The organism is Paracoccus versutus, assembly GCF_029909795.1.
Classification (GTDB): domain Bacteria; phylum Pseudomonadota; class Alphaproteobacteria; order Rhodobacterales; family Rhodobacteraceae; genus Paracoccus; species Paracoccus versutus.
This window is the reverse complement of the sequence record NZ_CP038196.1, coordinates 2145535-2163171: the sequence shown is the minus strand read 5'-3', so window position 1 is coordinate 2163171 and position 17637 is coordinate 2145535. Positions and strand designations below refer to the sequence as shown.

At 70.1% G+C, this 17637-nt stretch carries 15 protein-coding genes; 6 read left to right on the top strand and 9 right to left on the bottom strand.

What is annotated here, in order from left to right:
* Positions 1-43 precede the first annotated feature (43 nt).
* From E3U25_RS10685 to E3U25_RS10670, 4 genes are read right to left on the bottom strand one after another with little or no spacing between them, the layout of a single operon-like run.
* The gene (locus E3U25_RS10685) at positions 44-634 is read right to left on the bottom strand and encodes a sarcosine oxidase subunit gamma (RefSeq protein WP_116220440.1); all 591 of its coding nucleotides are present in this window, start codon (positions 632-634) and stop codon (positions 44-46) included.
* Positions 627-3560 (bottom strand): sarcosine oxidase subunit alpha family protein, encoded by a 2934-nt coding sequence (locus tag E3U25_RS10680; RefSeq protein ID WP_116220441.1) that lies wholly within the window; start codon positions 3558-3560, stop codon positions 627-629. Before E3U25_RS10680 ends, E3U25_RS10685 begins: the two co-directional genes overlap by 8 nt.
* Positions 3557-3841 (bottom strand): sarcosine oxidase subunit delta, encoded by a 285-nt coding sequence (locus E3U25_RS10675; RefSeq protein WP_116220442.1) that lies wholly within the window; start codon positions 3839-3841, stop codon positions 3557-3559. Before E3U25_RS10675 ends, E3U25_RS10680 begins: the two co-directional genes overlap by 4 nt.
* Before the next feature lie 9 nt (positions 3842-3850).
* Positions 3851-5101: a sarcosine oxidase subunit beta family protein gene (locus E3U25_RS10670; protein ID WP_116220443.1), complete on the bottom strand. Its 1251-nt coding sequence runs from the start codon at positions 5099-5101 to the stop codon at positions 3851-3853.
* Positions 5102-5214: 113 nt separating this feature from the next.
* Here E3U25_RS10670 and E3U25_RS10665 point away from each other — a divergent pair, with 113 nt between their 5' ends.
* Positions 5215-6246, top strand: a complete 1032-nt coding sequence (locus E3U25_RS10665) for a GlxA family transcriptional regulator (RefSeq protein WP_243700313.1) — start codon at positions 5215-5217, stop codon at positions 6244-6246.
* On the top strand, positions 6213-7010 hold the full coding sequence (locus E3U25_RS10660) for a response regulator (protein WP_052096227.1): 798 nt from the start codon (positions 6213-6215) through the stop codon (positions 7008-7010). The genes E3U25_RS10665 and E3U25_RS10660 overlap by 34 nt, the downstream gene beginning before the upstream one ends.
* A gap of 11 nt (positions 7011-7021) precedes the next feature.
* On the opposite strand, the gene E3U25_RS10655 is transcribed toward E3U25_RS10660, so the two are convergent.
* Positions 7022-9427, bottom strand: coding sequence for an ATP-binding protein (locus E3U25_RS10655; protein WP_116220444.1), 2406 nt, complete (start codon positions 9425-9427; stop codon positions 7022-7024).
* Between the two features lie 8 nt (positions 9428-9435).
* Positions 9436-10089 carry a substrate-binding periplasmic protein gene (locus E3U25_RS10650; protein WP_166435371.1) on the bottom strand — a complete coding sequence of 218 codons (654 nt, stop codon included), beginning with the start codon at positions 10087-10089 and terminating at the stop codon, positions 9436-9438.
* 250 nt (positions 10090-10339) lie between these two features.
* Here E3U25_RS10650 and E3U25_RS10645 point away from each other — a divergent pair, with 250 nt between their 5' ends.
* Genes E3U25_RS10645 through E3U25_RS10630 form a run of 4 tightly spaced genes read left to right on the top strand, consistent with a single transcriptional unit; the run spans position 10340 to position 13574 of the window.
* Positions 10340-11173 carry a transporter substrate-binding domain-containing protein gene (locus tag E3U25_RS10645; protein WP_036759698.1) on the top strand — a complete coding sequence of 278 codons (834 nt, stop codon included), beginning with the start codon at positions 10340-10342 and terminating at the stop codon, positions 11171-11173.
* A gap of 13 nt (positions 11174-11186) precedes the next feature.
* Positions 11187-11942, top strand: a complete 756-nt coding sequence (locus E3U25_RS10640; protein ID WP_036759696.1) for an amino acid ABC transporter permease — start codon at positions 11187-11189, stop codon at positions 11940-11942.
* Complete coding sequence (locus tag E3U25_RS10635; protein WP_116220446.1) at positions 11932-12813, top strand: amino acid ABC transporter permease; 882 nt, start codon at positions 11932-11934, stop codon at positions 12811-12813. The genes E3U25_RS10640 and E3U25_RS10635 overlap by 11 nt, the downstream gene beginning before the upstream one ends.
* 11 nt (positions 12814-12824) lie before the next feature.
* On the top strand, positions 12825-13574 hold the full coding sequence (locus E3U25_RS10630) for an amino acid ABC transporter ATP-binding protein (protein ID WP_116220447.1): 750 nt from the start codon (positions 12825-12827) through the stop codon (positions 13572-13574).
* Between the two features lie 293 nt (positions 13575-13867).
* On the opposite strand, the gene E3U25_RS10625 is transcribed toward E3U25_RS10630, so the two are convergent.
* Genes E3U25_RS10625 through E3U25_RS10615 form a run of 3 tightly spaced genes read right to left on the bottom strand, consistent with a single transcriptional unit; the run spans position 13868 to position 17629 of the window.
* The gene (locus tag E3U25_RS10625; RefSeq protein ID WP_116220448.1) at positions 13868-14479 is read right to left on the bottom strand and encodes a hypothetical protein; all 612 of its coding nucleotides are present in this window, start codon (positions 14477-14479) and stop codon (positions 13868-13870) included.
* 1 nt (position 14480) lies between these two features.
* Positions 14481-17363, bottom strand: a complete 2883-nt coding sequence (locus E3U25_RS10620; RefSeq protein ID WP_116220449.1) for an FAD-dependent oxidoreductase — start codon at positions 17361-17363, stop codon at positions 14481-14483.
* Positions 17360-17629 (bottom strand): sarcosine oxidase subunit delta, encoded by a 270-nt coding sequence (locus E3U25_RS10615; RefSeq protein WP_116220450.1) that lies wholly within the window; start codon positions 17627-17629, stop codon positions 17360-17362. The genes E3U25_RS10620 and E3U25_RS10615 overlap by 4 nt, the downstream gene beginning before the upstream one ends.
* Between the last annotated feature and the right edge of the window lie 8 nt (positions 17630-17637).

The window sequence follows — 17637 nt, the reverse complement described above, 5'->3', positions numbered from 1 at the left end:
CCTATTGCCTTTGGGTCGATGGTAAAAACTGGCTTTTGTAGAATCAGACGATAGGAAAACCGTCGTCCGGCGCCGCGGCCGCCCCCTGCCGCCGCAGGGTGGTGGCCAGCGCATGCCACAGCGACCCGGCCATGCTGCGCATCCCCAGCACCGCCAGCCGGTCGGGGGCGCGGCGGATCAGGAAGACGCCCATGTGATGCGCCAGGGTCCGGGTGGCGCTGCCGGGGCCGAAGCCGTCGGGGTCGATATTGGCCAGCCTTTCCAGCAGCGCCCGGATCGGCGCCTCGCCCCGGTCCGAGACGATCTCGAACGCCGCCCAGCCGTCGGTCTGGTCCGTGACCGAGCAGCCCGGCGTCCCGGCGGCCAGCACGGCCGCGAAATCTTCGGCGGCGCGGCCGGGGGCCTCGATCATCCACTGGCCGGGGCCGGTCCAGAAGGCGGCGATGCCCTGCCCCTCGGCCCATCGCCCCGGTCCGGGCAGGGCCAGCCCCAGCGGCGCGGGCTGGGCGGCGCCCTGGCGCAGCGCCAGCGACGCCAGGGCAAGGCCGGCATTCTCGGTGATGCGCAGCGCGCCGAAACGCTGGTCGGCGGGCGTGGCGGCGCCAAGCGCGGTGATCGGGGTCAGGTCAGTCACGCAGGCGCCCTCCTTCGGGGTCGATGAAATGGGGCGAAACGACGCGCAAAGGCACGCTCTGCCCCTGCAACGGGTTGGCGGCGACGATCACCTCGCCCATGCGGGCAGCGCCGTTTTCCAGAAAGCCCAGGCCGATGGCATGGCCCAGATGCGGCGAATGGCAGGCCGAGCTGATCCAGCCCTGATCGGTCCAGGTGTCCTGCGCCTCGCCCTGGCGGAACAGGTGCGAGCCGGGGACCACCGGCTGCGCCGGATCGACCGGCTGCAAGCCGACCAGCACGCGGGTCTCGGCCAGCATCCCCTCGCGCCGCGACATGACCGCGCCGATGCCATCCTTTTTCGCCGACACCATCCGGCCCATGCCCAGCATCTGCGCGCTGGTCTGGCCGTTCAGTTCGTTGCCGGCGGCATGGCCCTTTTCGATGCGCAGCACCCCCAGCGCCTCGGTGCCATAGGGGGTGGCGCCCAGGTCGGCGCCCGCCTCGACCAGCCTTGCCATCAGCGCATCGCCATAGCGCGCCGGCACCGCGATCTCATAGGCCAGCTCGCCCGAGAAGCTGATGCGGAAAAGCCGCGCCCGAAGCCCGCCGCAGACGGTCAGCCCGGCGCAGGCCATGAAGGGAAACGCCTCGTTCGACAGGTCGAACCCGTCCACGATCCGCTCCAGCAGCCGGCGCGCGTTCGGGCCGGCGACGGAAAGCTGCGCCCAGGCGTCGGTGGTCGAGATCAGCTGCACGTCCAGCTCGGGCCACAGGCATTGCCGGGCGAACTCCATGTGGCGATAGACCGGGCCGGCCTGCGCGGTGGTGGTGGTCACGACGTAATGGTCCGCGGCCAGCCGGGCGCAGGTGCCGTCGTCCCAGGCCACGCCGTCCTCGCGCAGCATCAGCCCATAGCGGGTCATCCCGACCCGGAGGCTGGCCATGGCGTTGCAATAGAGCCGGTCCAGGAACGCGCCCGCGTCCGCGCCCTGCACGTCCACCTTGCCCAGCGTGGTCACGTCGCAGATGCCGACGCCCTTGCGGGTGGCCAGAACCTCGCGGTCCACGGTCTGGCGCCAATGCGTCTCGCCCGCGCGGGGGAAGTATTGCGCCCGCATCCAGGGCCCGACCTCGACGAAGACCGCGCCCTGGGATTGCGCCCAGGCATGGGTCGGCGTCAGGCGGCGCGGGCGGAAATGCGCGCCGCTGTCGCCGCCGCCCAGCACCGACAGCGAGACCGGCGTATAGGGCGGGCGGAAGATCGTGGTCCCGGTCTGCGCGATCGGCTTGCCGGTCAGTTCCGACATGACCGCAAGCGCGGTGACATTCGCCGTCTTGCCCTGGTCGGTCGCCATCCCCAGCGTGGTCCAGCGCTTCAGATGCTCGACCGGGCGCATGTTTTCCTGATGCGCAAGCGCGATGTCCTTGACCGTCACGTCGTTCTGGAAATCGACCCAGGCCCGGCCCTTGCCCGGCACATGCCAAAGCGGGCGCAGGTTCTGCGCCTGGTCCTCGGCCTGCGGCAGGTCGGGCAGCGGGGCATCCATGTCCAGCTCGGCCAGGGCGCGGCGCGCGGCCTCGGCGCCCGAGCGCAGGGCCTGCGCGGTGCTGCCCCGGCCCTCGGCCGCGCCGGCCGCGATCAGGCCGGCCAGGCCGTCCTTGCCGGGGACAAAGGCGTGCAGCGCGTCGCTCCAGACCGGCCGGCCGCGGTGATGCGAGGCCAGGTGCAGGTTCGGGTTCCACCCGCCCGTCACGCCCAGCGCCCCGCAATCCAGCCATTGGCTGCGGCCATGCTGGCGGACCTCGATCCGGGTCAGGCCCAGCCGGCCCCTGGTGTCACCAACCACAGCGCCGGCGAACAGCGGATAATCCCCCATCGCCACCGCATCCGCGCGGCTGTCGATGACGCCGGCGATGCCGACCCCCTTGGCCGCCAGGTCGAGCGCGGTGCGATGGCCGTCGTCGTTGTTGGTAAAGACGGCCACCCGCCCGGCCGGGCTGACCGCCCAGCGGTTGGCATAGGCCCGCATCGCACCCGCCAGCATGATGCCGGGGCGGTCGTTGTTGGCAAAGGGGATATGGCGCTCGGTCGCGCCCGCCGCCAGGATCGTCCGCCTGGCGGTGATGCGCCAAAGCACCTGGCGCGGCCCGCCCTGCGGTTGCGGCAGGTGGTCGGCCAGCCTTTCGACCGCGCCGTGGACGCCGTGGTCGAATGCCCCGAAGACGGTGGTGCGGCGCATGATGCGCAGGTTCGGCAGGCTGGCCAGCTCCGCCTCGACCCCGGCCACCCATTCGGGGGCGGGCGCGCCGTCCAGCGGATGCGTCTCGGCCAGAAGCCGGCCGCCCAGGCGGAAATCCTCGTCCGCCAGGATGACCCGGACCCCCGCGCGCGCCGCGGTCAGCGCCGCCGCCAATCCCGCGGCCCCGGCGCCGATCACCAGCAGGTCGCAATGCAGGAAGCCCTTGTCGTATTCGTCGGGGTCGGGCTGCATCGACAGCCGGCCCAGCCCCGCCGCCCGGCGGATCGCGGGCTCGTAGAGCTTTTCCCAGAAGGCGCGCGGCCACATGAAGGTCTTGTAATAGAAGCCCGCCGCGAAAAAGGGCGACAGCCGGTCGTTCACCGCCATCAGGTCGAAACGCAACGAGCCGACGCGGTTCTGGCTGCGCGCCCGAAGCCCGTCGTAAAGCTCGGCCACGGTGGCGCGGGTATTGGGCTCTTGCCGGGCGCCGTCGCGCAGCTCGACCAGCGCGTTCGGTTCCTCGGACCCGGCCGAGATGGGGCCGCGCGGGCGGTGATACTTGAAGCTGCGCCCCATCAGCCGCACCCCGTTGGCCAAGAGCGCCGAGGCCAGCGTATCGCCGGGATGGCCGGAATAGCGGCGCCCGTCGAAGGTAAAGCTCAGGCTGCGCGAGCGGTCGACCAGCCCACCGGACAGCCGGGTCATGCCGCACCGCCTTTCAGCTTGACGTCGCGGGCCAGTTCGGCGCCCAGGATGCGATGCGTCACCGTATCGCGGGTCACGATCAGCCACGAGCGGTCGCCCTGTTCGTGGAACCACAGCTCGCGATGCACCCCGGCCGGGTTGTCGCGCAGATAGATGTATTCGGCAAAGGCCGCCTCGGCGCCCTCGGCCATGCCATCGGGCCGCGCGATCAGGCGGGCATCGCCCAGATAGGTGAACTCCTGCGCGTCGCGGGGGCCAAGCAGGGGATGGGGGATCAGCATCACATGACCTCAGTGCAGGTTCGGCGTGGGGCCCACGCCCTTTTCGTCGATGACATGGCCGCGCGCGAAACGGTCCAGCCGATAGAAGCGGGCGGTGTCGTGCGGGGTGTCGGTGGCCATGAGATGCGCAAAGGCATAGCCGCTGGCCGGCGTCGCCTTGAAGCCGCCATAGCACCAGCCCGCATTCAGATAGAGCCCCTCGACGGGGGTGCGGTCGATGATCGGGCTACCGTCCATCGACATGTCCATGATCCCGCCCCAGATCCGCAGCAGCCGCGCCCGCCCGATCATCGGCATCAGCGCCATGCCGCTTTCGGCGACGTCCTCGACCACCGGCAGGTTGCCGCGCTGCGCATAGGAGTTGTAGCCGTCGGGATCGCCACCAAAGACCAGCCCGCCCTTGTCGGACTGGCTGACGTAGAAATGCCCGGCGCCGAAGGTGATGACCCCCGGAATGGTGGGCTTGAGCCCCTCGGACACGAAAGCCTGCAGGACATGGCTTTCGATGGGCAGGCGCAGCCCCGCCGCCGCCATCACCCGGCTGGACGAGCCCGCCACCGCCACCCCCACCTTGCCCGCGGCAATAGGGCCGCGCGAGGTCTCGACCCCGCGGATGCGGCCGCCTTCGATGCGAAAGCCGGTGACTTCGCAGTTCTGGATCAGGTCGACCCCGGCCATGTCGGCGCCGCGGGCATAGCCCCAGGCCACCCCGTCGTGGCGCGCGGTGCCGGCCCGGCGCTGCAGCAGCCCGCCCTTGATGGGAAAGCGGGCGTTGTCGAAATTCAGGAAGGGCGCCATCGCCCGCACCTGCTCGCGGTCCAGCAATTCCGCATCCGCCCCCGCCAGCAGCATGGCATTGCCGCGCCGGCGATAGGCGTCGCGCTGGCCGTCGCTGTGGAACAGGTTCAGGATGCCGCGCTGGCTGACCATGGCGTTGAAGTTGAACGCCTGCTCCAGCCCCTCCCACAGCGTCATCGAGAACTCGTAGAAGGGCTCGTTGCCCGGCAGCAGGTAGTTCGAGCGGATGATGGTGGTGTTGCGGCCGATATTGCCCGACCCCAGCCAGCCTTTTTCCAGCACCGCGATGCGCGACTGCCGGAAGGTGTTGGCCAGGTAATAGGCCGTCGCCAGCCCATGCCCGCCGCCGCCGACGATGACATAGTCATAGGCCGGCTGCGGATCGGGATTGCGCCACAGGGGCTTCCAGCCCTTGTGACCCCTGATCGCCTCGGCAAATACCCTGAGTGCTGAAAAGCGCACCTTCGACCCCGTATTGACGTTTCGCCGCCAGATTACGGCTTTCCCGCCGCCAGTCTTTATCCAAGGCGGCCATGTTCTTGCCCATATGCGCCAGGGCTGCTATGCGGCGGCGCATGACCCCGCCCGCCTCCATCGGTTTCCTGCTCTTGCCCGGCTATGCGATGATGTCGCTGGCCTCGGCGATCGAGCCGCTGCGGGCGGCCAACCAGCTGGGTCCACGCCCGCTCTACCGGCTGGATTTCCTTGCCGCCGAAAGCGGGTTCGTCGCCTCATCGGTCGGCGGCGGCTTCAACTGCGCCGCCCTGCGCGAGGCGGCGGCCGACCTGGACCTGCTGTTCGTCGTCGCCGGCGGCAACCCGATGCTGCATGACGATCCGGCGCTGATCCACGGCCTGCGCAACCTTGACCGCCGCGGGGTCCGGCTGGGCGGGATTTCCGGCGGCGCGGCGGTGCTGGCGCGGCATGGGCTGATGGAGGGGCGGCGCTTCACCGTCCATTGGCTGCATATCGAGGAATTGCAGGAACTCGCGCCCGGCCTGCTGATCGAGCGCGCGCTTTATGTCATCGACCGCGACCGCTACACCTGCGCCGGCGGCGTCGCCGCCTTCGACATGATGTGCGCGATGATCGCCAGCCAGCACGGCGCCGCATTCGCGCATGAGGTCAGCGACTGGTTCATCCATTCCCGGATGCGCACCGCCTCCGAGCCGCAGCAGCTTGATCCCGCCCGGCGCTACAACCTGCACCACCCCCGGCTCGAGGCGGCGGTGCGGCTGATGACGACGCATATCGCCGATCCGCTGTCCGCGGCGCAGCTGGCCGGCCTGTCCGGTTGCAGCACCCGGCAGCTGCAGCGCCGCTTTGCCGATCATTTCGGCATGAGCATCTCGGATTTCTATCGCAACCTGCGGCTGGAAAAGGCCGACGAGCTGCTGCGCCATTCCGCCCTGCCGCTGGCCGAGATCGCCCAGCTGACCGGCTTTGCCACCGTGCAGCATTTCTCGCGCTGCTTTGCCCGGCATTTCGGCACGCCCCCCGCGCGGCGCAGGCGGGACGGGACGGTGGGCGGGGGCCTTGCGCCGCCGCCCGCGCCCGCGCAATCTGCAACGCCATGGAAAACCTCAAGCGAAACCTGCCGCCGCTGACCAGCCTCGTCGCCTTCGAGGCGGCCGCCCGGCTGGGCAGCTTTTCCGACGCGGCGCGCGAACTGAACGTCACGCGCGAGGCGGTCAGCCGCCAGATCCGCGCGCTCGAGGCCCATCTGGGCCTGTCGCTTTTCGAGCGCAGCGCCAACAGCACCGTGCTGCGCGACTGGGGCGCGCGCTATTTCGAAACCGTGTCGGGCAACCTGGAAAACATCGCCCTGGCCTCGGTCGCGATCCGCGGCGACGAAAACGACGAGGAACCACCCGAGCTGCCGATGGAATCCGACCAGGAGCGCATCCTGATCGTGGACGACATGCCGGCCAATATCCGCAGGCTGCACGACGTGCTGCACGGCCGCTACCAGGTCGTCGCCCATACCCGCGCCGAGGACGCGCTGGACTGGCTGCTGGCGGGCGGCGAGGCCGACCTGATCATGCTGGACGTGCGGATGTCGGGAATGGACGGCTATGCGCTGTGCCGCCGGCTCAAGGCGATGCCGCGCCTGGCCAAGGTGCCGGTGATGTTCCTGACCAGCCTGGACGCGCCCGAGGACGAGACCGAGGGCTTTTCGGTCGGCGCCTGCGACTATGTCGCCCGGCCCTTTGCCCCGGCGGTGCTGCTGGCGCGGATCCGGGTGCAGCTGGACCTGCGCCGGTCGAACATGGCGCTGGAAAACCTGCTCCAGCGCCGCGCCGACCGGCTGGAGCGGGCCGAGGCGCTGCTGGCCGGCATCCGCCGCAGCCTGGCCGATTTCCAGGGCTGATCGGGGCGCGGCTAACCGGGCGACGGCTCGCGCGTCTCCTCGGGCCGGGTCGCGGCCTCGTCCAGCCGGTCCAGGGCCGCGGCGATGCGGTCCATGTCCACCGGGTCTTCCTGCACCGCATGGCAGACCTCGGCCGCGCCCAGTTGCAGCGCCGCGCCCCTGATCGCATGCAGCGCCTCGGCCAGCGGCATCCCGCCCGCCAGCAGGCCGCGCCATTCCTCGATCTCCTCGGGGATCCGCGCCCGCCATCGCGCCGCAAGCTGCCGGTCGCCGCCGGTGTTGCGGTCCAGCGCGGCATAATCCAGCACCGGCAGGGCATCCTCGAGCACCGAGGCCAGCGTCCCGGCCAGGGCGGCGCCGGTCACGGGCTTGGGCAGGAAGGCCGCGAAACCGGCATCGCGGCAGGCCAGCCGCGTCTGGGTGGACACGTCGGCGCTCGAGGCGATGACCGGGATCGCCAGCCCCCGCGCCCGCAATGCGCCCATCAGGGCGATGCCGTCCATTTCCGGCATGTGCAGGTCGGTGATGATCGCATCGGGCAGCGGATGGTCCAGCGCCGCCAGCGCCACACGCCCGCCCGGCGCCGAGGCGACCCTGACGCCAGAGCGCCGCAACAGCTCCTCCATCACGTCGCGGTTGATCTTGCGATCCTCGACCACCAGGACGCGCCTTGCCCGCAACGCCGGCGAGGGGGCGGGACCGGCGGGCGGGCGATCCGGGGCCAGGCGCAGCTCGCGATGGGTCAGGGGCTGCGGCAGGGCCGCCCCGGCCAGGGTCAGCCCGCCGTCGGCAAGCCGCAGCACGGCGCCGTCCGGCGTGCCCGTCATCCGCGCGCGATCCAGCATCCGGCCGATACGGCGGCGCAGGGCCGGGTCGGGGATGTCCAGCAGCGGGCGCGGCAGGACCGGCGGCGGGTCGGCGGCCGGCGGACCGGGGTCCAGCGGCAGTTCCAGCACGAAGAGGCTGCCCACCCCCGGCCGGCTGTGCAGCGTCAGGCGACCCTGCATGCCCTGGGCCATCTGCCGGGCGATGGCCAGGCCCAGGCCCGTGCCCGACACCTCGCGCGAGATCGTCGCATCGGCCTGGGTGAAGGGATCGAAGATGGCGGCCTGGTCCTGTTCGGCGATGCCGTTGCCGCTGTCGAAGACCGAGAGCCGCAGCCGATCGCCCCGGCGAAAGACCCGCAGCGCGATCCGGCCCTGGGCGGTGAACTTGACGGCATTGCTGGTCAGGTTCAGCAGGATCTGCGTCAGCTTCTGCCGGTCGCCCAGGATCGTCGCCGGCACGTCGGCGGCGATGTCGCCCTCGAGCCGCAGCGGGCGCGACCCGATCAGCGCGCGGGTCTGGGCGATCACCTCGTCGAAGACCGCGTCCACCGCAAAGGGCCGGCGCTCGAAGACCATGTGCCCGCCTTCGAGCTTGGACAGGTCCAGCACGCTGTCGATGCTGCCCAGAAGCTGCCTTGCCGCGCCTTGCATGTCGGCGACCTGCCGGCGCGAGGCGGCGGGCAGCCGGTCGGCCAGCAGCAGTTCCGACAGGCCGGTGATCGCGTTCAGGGGCGTTCGCAGCTCATGGCTCATATTGGCCAGGAAGGCCGATTTCGCCCGCGACGCCGCCAGCGCGTCGTTGCGCGCCACCACCAGCTCGGCGGTGCGCTGCTCGACCTCGTCGCGCAGGTGGTCGCGATAGCGTTCCATCTGCGCGACCGTGCGGGTGAAATCCTGCGCCAGCCGCGCGATCTCGTCGTCGCGGGAACGCAGCCGCCCGGCCGCCGGGCCGGTCAGGCGGAACCCCCGCCCCTCGCGCAGGCCCTGCGCCGCCCGGCTCAGCGCGCCCAGGGGCGAGATGACGTAGCGCCTTGCCAGCAAAAACAGCAGCCCGGCCAGCAGCAGCGCCTGCAGGACGGCGGTCAGCACGATGCGCAGCGCCTGCCGGGTGAAGTCGTTGTAAAAGCCCACGAACGAGAAGGTGACGTCGAGCCTTGCGATCTCGGCCACGCCGTCGGGCGCCCGCAGGACGACCGAGCGGGTCTGCGTCAGGCGCTCGGGCGGCAGCATCCAGCCCTTCAGCCAGGCCGGCAGGGCGGCGGCGGGACGCTGGACCTGGAAGCGGGGGATCTGCGCCACCCGCAGCTGCTCGGGCGACAGCAGCAGATCCTCGATCCGCAGCGACAGGATCAGCGGCGCATCGACCAGCCGGTCCAGGATGGCCTGGACCGTGGTCAGGTCCACGTCCCAATAGGCGCGCTCAAGCTGCGGCGCGGCGGAATAGAGGATCCGCTCGGCATTGCCCGTCGCCACCGCGATGCCGCGGCGCAGGTCCGCGACGGCGCTGGCCCCGCCCAGCCCGATGCCCGAGACGATGCTGACCAGCGCCCCGGCCAGCACCATCCGGCGCGCGATGCTGCCCGTGCCCATGCCGCGCCTCACCCGCCCAGCCTGTGGCGCAGGATCGCCGCGATCCGGCCCTCGGCATGCATCCGGCGCAGCACGGCGCCCAGCCGCTCGGCCTTGTCCCGCCCGGCATCGCTGCGGGGAAAGCCGACATAGCGGCCGCGCACGTCCAGCGCGGTGGGCAGGACGCGGACCCGATCCTCGACCGCCAGCTTGCGCATGGCGTGGCGCAGGTTGGCCTCGCCGCCCACCACCACGTCGGCCCGGCGCAACAGCAGCTTGCGCAGGCTGGTCTCGTCATCGACCGAGCCTTCGTGCAGGAAATGCGTCGAGGCGTCGAAGGCGGGGGTATAGGTAAAGCCGTCGACCACGCCCACCGAATACCCGGCCAGCACGCCCAGGCCGGCAAAGTCGCGCAGGGGCGAATCCGCCATGACGACGAAGACCAGCCGCGTCGTCCGCAACGGCCCGACCATCAGCCAGTTGCGGAACCGCTCGGGGGTCGGCGCCAGCTGGAACAGCCCGTCCGCCTCGCCCATGCCCGGCGCCAGCAGCGCCCGGCGCCAGGGCAGGGGCACGAAGCGCATCCCGATCCCCAGCCGCAGGGCGGCATCGCCCAGGATGTCGATGTCGGCGCCGACGAACCGGCCGCTGTCCAGGTAGTTGTAGGGCGCGAACTCGTCCATCCCGACCATCGTCCAGGTTTCGGGCCCCGCGCGCAGGGCCGAGGGCGCGGCACAGGCAGCCGCCCAGCCCGCAAGCCCGCCCAGCACGCGGCGGCGCGCGACTGCGGCAGGGGGCGCGGCGCATGATGGCGCGGCCTTCCCGCCTTTGTCCGGGGAAATAATGTTGCCGCAGCAGGGCAATGTTTTCGTCTCTCACGCTCTGTCGGAGGGCTTTGCTAGTCCTCTCATAATCAACAGGAGAGTCCCATAGATGAAAACCATCCTCGCCACCCTTCTGGCGTCCGCGGTCGCGCTTGCGCCGCTGGCCGCCGCCGCCGAAAGCTGCACCAATGCCGGGCTGAAGCGCATCCAGGATCGCGGCACCCTGATCGCCGGGGTCAAGGCCGACTACAAGCCCTGGGGCTATCGCGACACGGCCGGCAACATCGTCGGGCTGGAGATCGACATGGCGCAGATGGTCGCCGACACGCTGGGCGTCAAGCTGGAGCTGGTGCCGGTGATCGCGTCGAACCGGATGCAGTTCCTGCAGCAGGGCCAGATCGACCTGATGATCGCCACCATGACCGACACCGCCGACCGGCGGGCGATGGTGGGGATCAAGGGGCCGAACTACTATGCCTCGGGCACGGCGGCGCTGACGCCCAAGGCGATGGGCCTGACCGATTGGAACGCATTGCGCGGCAAGCCGGTCTGCGGCGTGCAGGGCTCGTTCTACCTGCAGAAGATCGAACAGGAATACGGCGCCACCATCGCCGCCTTCGGCAACGCGGCCGAGGCCAAGCAGGCGCTGCGCGACAAGAAATGCGTGGCCTTCGTCTATGACGACACCACCATCGGCGCCGATTACGCCGCCGGCGGCTGGGACGATTTCGAGATCTCGCTGCCGGTCGAGGATTTCGCGCCCTGGGGCCTGGCCGTCGCCAAGTCCGAGGAAAGCTGCGCGCTTGGCCAGATCGTCTCGGGCCTGCAATACGCCTGGCACCGCGACGGCACGCTGATCGAGCTGGAAAAGAAATGGGGCGTCGCCGCCAGCCCCTTCCTGGCCGACATGCACGCGCGGATGGCCGATCCGCTGGCGCAGTAGGGGCCGCGCGCCGATGCTGACGGACATGCAGGATTTCTTCCGGGAACTGGCCGCCACCTCTCCGCACTGGAACTTCATCTGGCTTTACGATCCGGTCCAGATGGACCGGGTTCTGGGCGGGCTGTGGATGACCATCAAGCTCAGCCTGGCCTGCCTGGTGTTTTCCGTCGTCATCGGCGTCGTCGGCGCCTGGGCGCAGGAGGCGAAAAGCCGCCTTCTGCGCAGCGCGGTGCAGGGCTATGTGCAGTTCTTCCGCAACACGCCGCCGCTGATCCAGCTGCTGTTCTTCTATTTCGCGCTGGGGCAGTTCACCCCCAGCTACAGCCCCGACGGCTGGCTCGAGGTGCCGATCATCTCGAACGTCGGCTGGGCGATCATCGCGCTGTCCTTCTTTGCCGGCGCCTTCAACATCGAGATCTTCCGCGCCGGGATCGAGGCCGTGCCCCATTCCACCCGCGAGGCTGCGGAATCGCTGGGGATGACGCGGCTTCAGGCCTATACCAACGTGGTGCTGCCGCTGACCCTGCGGATCTCGCTGCCGGCGCTGTCGGCCAATCTCATCAACCTGGTCAAGACCACCAACCAGGCCTATGCCATCGCGGTCCCCGAACTGCTTTACCAGTCCGTCTCCATCTGGAACGATTTTCCCTCGGCCCAGAACCCGACCATGCTGCTGATGATGGTCTGCTACCTGGGGCTGGTCGGGCTGTTGTCCCTGGGCATGGGCCAATGGGAACGCAAGCTGAGGATTCCAGGCTATGGCGTATAAAACCCCCGTCCCGATGGCCAAGGGCGCGCTGCCGGTGCTGCTGCCCTTTGCCCCGCGCGGCCCGGCCTATGACGCGTTCTTCGCGACGCGCTGGCTGGCCGCGATCCCGGCCGGCTGGATCGTGGCGCTGGCGGCGCTGTTTCCCGCCATGGTCCTGGCGCAGGCCGGCGCCGCCGCCGCCATCGAAACCCCGCTGGAAAAACTGCTGCGCTGGATGCCCTTCCTGTTCACGCAGGGCTTCCTGTTCAACGTGCTGATCTCGGTCCTTGCCATGGCGATCGGGACGGCGGTCGGCGCCTTTGCCGGGCTGGCGCTGATCTCGCGCGCGCGGCTGTTGCGCGCCGTCGCGCGGGTCTATGTCACCTTCTTCCGCAACGTGCCCTGGCTCGTGCTGCTGTTCATCGTGCTGCTGGCCTTTCCGTTCCAGATCAAGGTCTTCGGCATGACGATCCCCCTGCCCGGCTGGATCAAGACGGTAATCGGCCTGGCCATCCCGGTATCGGCCAACATCGCCGAGGTGGTCCGCGGCGCCGTCCAGTCCGTGCCCACCGCGCAATGGGAGGCGGCCGAGTCGCTGGGCTTCACCCGCCGCCAGACCATCTGGCAGATCATCCTGCCGCAATGCTTCAAGCGGATGCTGCCGCCCTGGATGAACTGGTACGCGATCCTGACCATGTCCACGCCGCTCTGCTCGCTTCTGGGCGTGGGCGAGATCATCAGCCTGACCCGGCAGGCCATGGAGGCCGAGGGCAACCGCCCCGAACTCCTGATCCCCTTCTACGGCTTCGCGCTGCTTCTGTTCCTTGCATACTGCTATCCGATCGCCCGCCTGACCCTGCGGCTGGAACGTCGGTTCGCGGTCAAAAACTGAAAGGGTGTCCCATGACAAACTGGACCGCCGACCAGCCCATCGTCCGCCTGCGCGACGTCCACAAATCCTATGGCCAGGTCGAGGTGCTTCGCGGCATCAGCATGGACGTGATGAAGGGCGAGGTGATCTGCATCATCGGCCCCTCGGGATCGGGCAAGTCGACGCTGATCCGCTGCATCAATGCGCTGAACGACATCCAGGCCGGCTCGATCCAGGTCGAGGGGCAAGAGGTCCACGACCCCAGGCTGGACAAGCTGGCCTTGCGGCGCAAGGTCGGCATGGTCTTTCAGCAATACAACCTGTTCCCGCACAAGACCGCGCTGCAGAATGTGATGATGGCGCCGGTCAAGGTGCTGAAGGAAAAGCCTGCCGAGGTCGAGACCCGCGCCCGCGCCCTGCTGAAGAAGGTGCGGCTGGAGGGCAAGGAGAACCACTATCCGGGCGAGCTTTCGGGCGGCCAGCAGCAGCGCATCGCCATCGCCCGCTCGCTGGCGATGCGGCCCGACGTGATGCTGTTCGACGAGGTGACGGCAGCGCTGGACCCCGAGACGGTCAAGGAAGTCCTTGTCACCATCAAGGATCTGGCCGCCGAGGGCATGACCTGCATCCTGGTCACGCATGAGATGGGCTTCGCGCGCGAGGTCGCCGACCACATCTATTTCACCGACCGCGGCGTGATCGTGGAACACGGGCCCCCGGCCGAGTTCTTTACCCAGGCCAAGGACGCGCGCACCCGCGATTTCCTGGACCAGGTGCTGTAGCGCCGGCTAGAATCCGAACGCCTGCCCGATCCGGCGGATCGGGCGGGCATTTTCGCGGCCGGCAGGGCAAGGCGTGCGGACAAAGGCGGGCGATCAGCCCCCCAGGCGGCCCATCCCGAATACCCGGCGGCACATCGGTGACGAAATCCGTCGCGTAATCGAACAAGGCCACGTCGAGACGCGCGCACCCGCGATCTCCTGGGCTAGGTGCTGTCGCGCCCCAAGAACGCAACGCCCGCCCGATCCGGCAGATCGGGCGGGCGTCTTCATGTTCGCCAAAGGGGGGCGGGCGATCAGCCCGTCAGGCGGCCCATCTGGAATCCCGCCAGCACGTCGGCGACGAAATCCGCCGCATAGTCCGACGAAGCCACGTCGAACAGCATGTCCAGGCCGGGCTGGCCGTTGCGGTCGTTGCGGACCAGCACCGCATCCATGTGCAGGGCGCGGGTCTGGACCACGGCGCCGGGACCGAAAACATGCGGCCGGGTATCGACCGCGGTCAGCAGCGGCAGGGCATCGGCCAGGCCCGGCCCGGTCAGGGCCAGCCAGCACCAGGTCTCCTCGCGCCAGGCGTCGAAGCCCTTGGGGCCGGCGGCCTGCTGCCAGTCCTGCCGCAACGCGGCCAGCCCCGTTGGTCCGGCGAGGGGATCGGCCAGCAGGACGACCTCGTCGCCGCCCAGCCGGACGACGGTCATGCCGGGGGCCTCGGCCGTTCGGTGGATGGTGTCGGGCAGCGGGCAGCCGCGGCCGGACAGCCACGCGGCCGTGCCGGGCCCGCGCAACCCGAAACGCGGCAGCGCGGACAGGTCGAGCATCCAGTCCCGGCCGTCCTGGGGCCAGGCGTCCAGCAGCGGCAGCCGGTCGGCAAGCGGCCATATCCGGGCCGGTGCGGCAAGCGCGGTCATGTCACATCTCCTGTCGTGCGTTGTCTTTGTCATGGAAGGGCAGCGCGACGACGGGCGCCTCGACCTCGGCGCCGGCAAAGCCGCGCAGGGTGATCCGCGACCCCGGCTCGGCCTGGTCGGGGGCGACATGGGCCAGCCCGATCCATTGCCCCAGCGTCGGCGAATACCCGAAGGAGGTGACATGGCCGACAGGCTTGCCGTCCTGAAGCACCAGCGCGGATTCGCCCACCCCGGCCGCATTCCCCTCGTCCGGCAGGGCAAAGCCGCAAAGCCGGCGCTTGTCGCCCAGGGCGCGGCGGCGCTCGACCGCGGGCTTGCCGATGTAGAAGGGCTTCTTGCGCGACAGCGCCCAGCCCATGCCCAGCTCGTCCGGCGTGGACAGCGCATCGGTGTCCTGCCCGATGATGATATGGCCCTTTTCCAGCCGCAGGATGCGCGACGCCTCGAGCCCATAGGGCCGCAGCCCCAGGTCCGCCCCCGCCTCGAGCAGCGCCGCCCAAAGCCCGGCGGCATGGGATTGCGGCAGGTGGATCTCGTAGCTCAGCTCGCCGGTGAAGCCGATGCGCATGACCCGGACCGGACAACCCGCCAGTTCGCCCTCGCGCCCGTCCAGGAAGGCAAAGCCCTCGCGGCCGAAGTCGATGCTGCCGGGCAGGCGCTCCAGCACCTCGCGCGCCCTGGGGCCGGTCAGATTCATGGCGCCGAAGGCCGCGGTCACGTTCTGGATGTCCACCCTGGCGCCCATGATGGTCTTTTGCAGCATCATCTCGGCGAAAAGCCGATCGACCGCGCCGGTGGTCGCCGTCACGTAGAAATGCTCGTCCGACAGGCGGAAGGCCACGCCGTCGTCCAGGATCGACCCCATCTCGTTCAGGGCCAGGCAATAGCGCACCCGGCCCACCGGCTGCCCGGCATGGGCCATGGTATAGATGCGGTCCAGGAAGGCCCCCGCATCCGGCCCGCGGATCTCCAGCTTGCCCAGGGTCGAGACGTCCAGCATCCCCGCCGCCTCGCGCACCATGCGGATCTCGCGCCGGATCGCATCCTCGGGCGCGTCGGCGCCGGGATAGACCAGGGGCCGCCACCAGGCGCCCACCGGCGTCATCCGGGCCCCGGCCGCCAGATGGGCAGCGTGCAGCGGCGTGCGGCGGTGGCGTTCGGGCGTGGTATCGGCCAGAAGGCCCAGCCTTTCCGGGCCGAAGGGCGGGCGCGCGGTGGTGATGCCGACCTCGGCCAGGCTGCGCGCGGTCTTGCGGGCGACGATGCGCGCCGTGGCCAGCGCCGAATGCCGCCCCTGCGACGGCCCCATGCCGACGGTGGAATAGCGCTTCACCAGCTCCAGTTCGCGATAGCCGTCGGCGATGGCGTTCTCGATGTCCTTGACCTGGAGATCCTCGTCGAAATCGACGAAGTCGCGGCCCTTGGGATGGGCTGGCGAGGGCGCGGCGCGGCGCCAGCCGGCCTGCACCGGCGCCGGCGCCGGCAGTTCCTGCGCGGGCGCCAGGCCCAGCCCGGCCGCGGCGCCCAGCCCGGCGATCCGGCCGCTTTCGATCACCGCCGCCAGGTCGGACAGGCCCGCCGCCGCCCCGGCAAGGTGGACATGATCCGGCACCCCGGTGATCGAGAAGCGCGTGCCGCCGTCGTCCGAGGACAGCCGCGCCCCGGCATGAAGCGCAAGCTGGTAGCCCGGCGTATAGCCGCCGGCCATGACCAGCAGGTCGCAGTCCAGCCGGGTCCGGCCGCCCTGGCGGTCCTGGACCTCGACCGCCTTCAGGTGCAGGCCGCCGCGGGCCTGCCGGATGGTGCAGCCGCGCATGACCGGCACCCCGCGCCGCGCCAGTTCCGGGGCAAGGCCGTCGCGGTCCTCGACCTCGGGGTCGATCACCGCGGCGATCCTGACGCCGGCGTCGTCCAGGTCCAGGGCCGCCAGATAGCCGTCGCGGTCGCCGGCATAGACCACCGCCCGCCGGCCCGGACGCACGCCGTAATGCCGCATCAGGCGCTGCGCGGCCGAGGACAGCATGACGCCGGGCAGGTCGTTGTTGCGAAAGATCAGCGGCTGCTCGTGCGCGCCGGTGGCCAGCACCAGCTCGGCCGCGCGGATGCGGATCAGGCGGTCGCCTTGCAGCACCGGCAGCCAGTTGTCGGCGAAATGCCCGTTGCAGGTCGCGCCGGACAGGACCGCGATCCCGGCCGCCGCCGCCTGCCGGCGCAGCGCGTCCAGGTGGCGGGCCGCATCGGCGGTTTCGACGCCGAAGCGGGCATAGGTCAGCGCGCCGCCCAGTTCCGGCTCCTTCTCGACCAGGATCACGTCGGCGCCCGCCTCGGCGGCGGCGATGGCGGCGGCAAGGCCGGCCGGCCCCGCCCCCACCACCAGCACGTCGCAATGCCGGGTTTCCTTGAGATAGCTGCGCGGCGCCGGGTCCAGGCTGACGGTGCCCAGCCCGGCCGAGGCGCGGATGATCGGCTCCCACAGCTTCAGCCAGCTATTCCTGCGCGGCCCGAAGAAGGTGCGGTAATAGAAACCCACCGGCAGGAAGCGGCCCAGGTGGTCGATGATGCGGCCGCGATCCCGGCGCAGGCTGCCGCTGACGTTCAGCGGCGTGACCGCCATGCCCTCGGCCACCTGGCGCAGGTCGGCGCGGACATTGGCCTCGTCGCCGATCTGCACCAGGGTATTGGCGTCCTGCCCGGCCATGGTCAGGATGCCGCGCGGGCGGTGATACTTGAAGGACCGCGACAGGATCCATTCGCCCTTCGCGGCCAGCGCGCTGGCGATAGTGTCGCCGGGATGGGCAGAGACGGGCCGCCCCTCGAAGGTGAAGCCGATGGCGGCGTTGCGGTCGATGCGGCTGCCCCAGCCGTGGCCAAGTCTGTTGCTCATGCGGCGCTCGTGGGTTTGTCTGCGTCCGAACCCTTCAGCCAGGTGCGCAGGATTTCATCCGAGATCAGGTTGCGTTCAGCGATGAACACCGTGTTCGAGGGGGTGTGGCGCCACCATTCGCGCAGCACGCCCATCGGGTTCGGCGCCAGGAAAAGCCGCTCGACCAGGGTTTCGTCGCGGGCCTCGTCCTCGGCTTGGACGGGGCCGAGCCATTGGAATTCGGAAATATTGCGGGGCCCGTTCACCGGGCAGGTCATGATCTTCATCGCAGCAC

Coding starts and splice junctions, on each gene's coding strand:
- E3U25_RS10675 (WP_116220442.1), bottom strand. CDS start 3,841: ATGCTGATCCCCCATCCCCTGCTTGGCCCCCGCGACGCGCAGGAGTTC.
- E3U25_RS10645 (WP_036759698.1), top strand. CDS start 10,340: ATGAAAACCATCCTCGCCACCCTTCTGGCGTCCGCGGTCGCGCTTGCG.
- E3U25_RS10640 (WP_036759696.1), top strand. CDS start 11,187: ATGCTGACGGACATGCAGGATTTCTTCCGGGAACTGGCCGCCACCTCT.
- E3U25_RS10680 (WP_116220441.1), bottom strand. CDS start 3,560: ATGACCCGGCTGTCCGGTGGGCTGGTCGACCGCTCGCGCAGCCTGAGC.
- E3U25_RS10655 (WP_116220444.1), bottom strand. CDS start 9,427: ATGGGCACGGGCAGCATCGCGCGCCGGATGGTGCTGGCCGGGGCGCTG.
- E3U25_RS10650 (WP_166435371.1), bottom strand. CDS start 10,089: ATGGACGAGTTCGCGCCCTACAACTACCTGGACAGCGGCCGGTTCGTC.
- E3U25_RS10635 (WP_116220446.1), top strand. CDS start 11,932: ATGGCGTATAAAACCCCCGTCCCGATGGCCAAGGGCGCGCTGCCGGTG.
- E3U25_RS10620 (WP_116220449.1), bottom strand. CDS start 17,363: ATGAGCAACAGACTTGGCCACGGCTGGGGCAGCCGCATCGACCGCAAC.
- E3U25_RS10625 (WP_116220448.1), bottom strand. CDS start 14,479: ATGACCGCGCTTGCCGCACCGGCCCGGATATGGCCGCTTGCCGACCGG.
- E3U25_RS10615 (WP_116220450.1), bottom strand. CDS start 17,629: ATGAAGATCATGACCTGCCCGGTGAACGGGCCCCGCAATATTTCCGAA.
- E3U25_RS10660 (WP_052096227.1), top strand. CDS start 6,213: ATGGAAAACCTCAAGCGAAACCTGCCGCCGCTGACCAGCCTCGTCGCC.
- E3U25_RS10665 (WP_243700313.1), top strand. CDS start 5,215: ATGACCCCGCCCGCCTCCATCGGTTTCCTGCTCTTGCCCGGCTATGCG.
- E3U25_RS10630 (WP_116220447.1), top strand. CDS start 12,825: ATGACAAACTGGACCGCCGACCAGCCCATCGTCCGCCTGCGCGACGTC.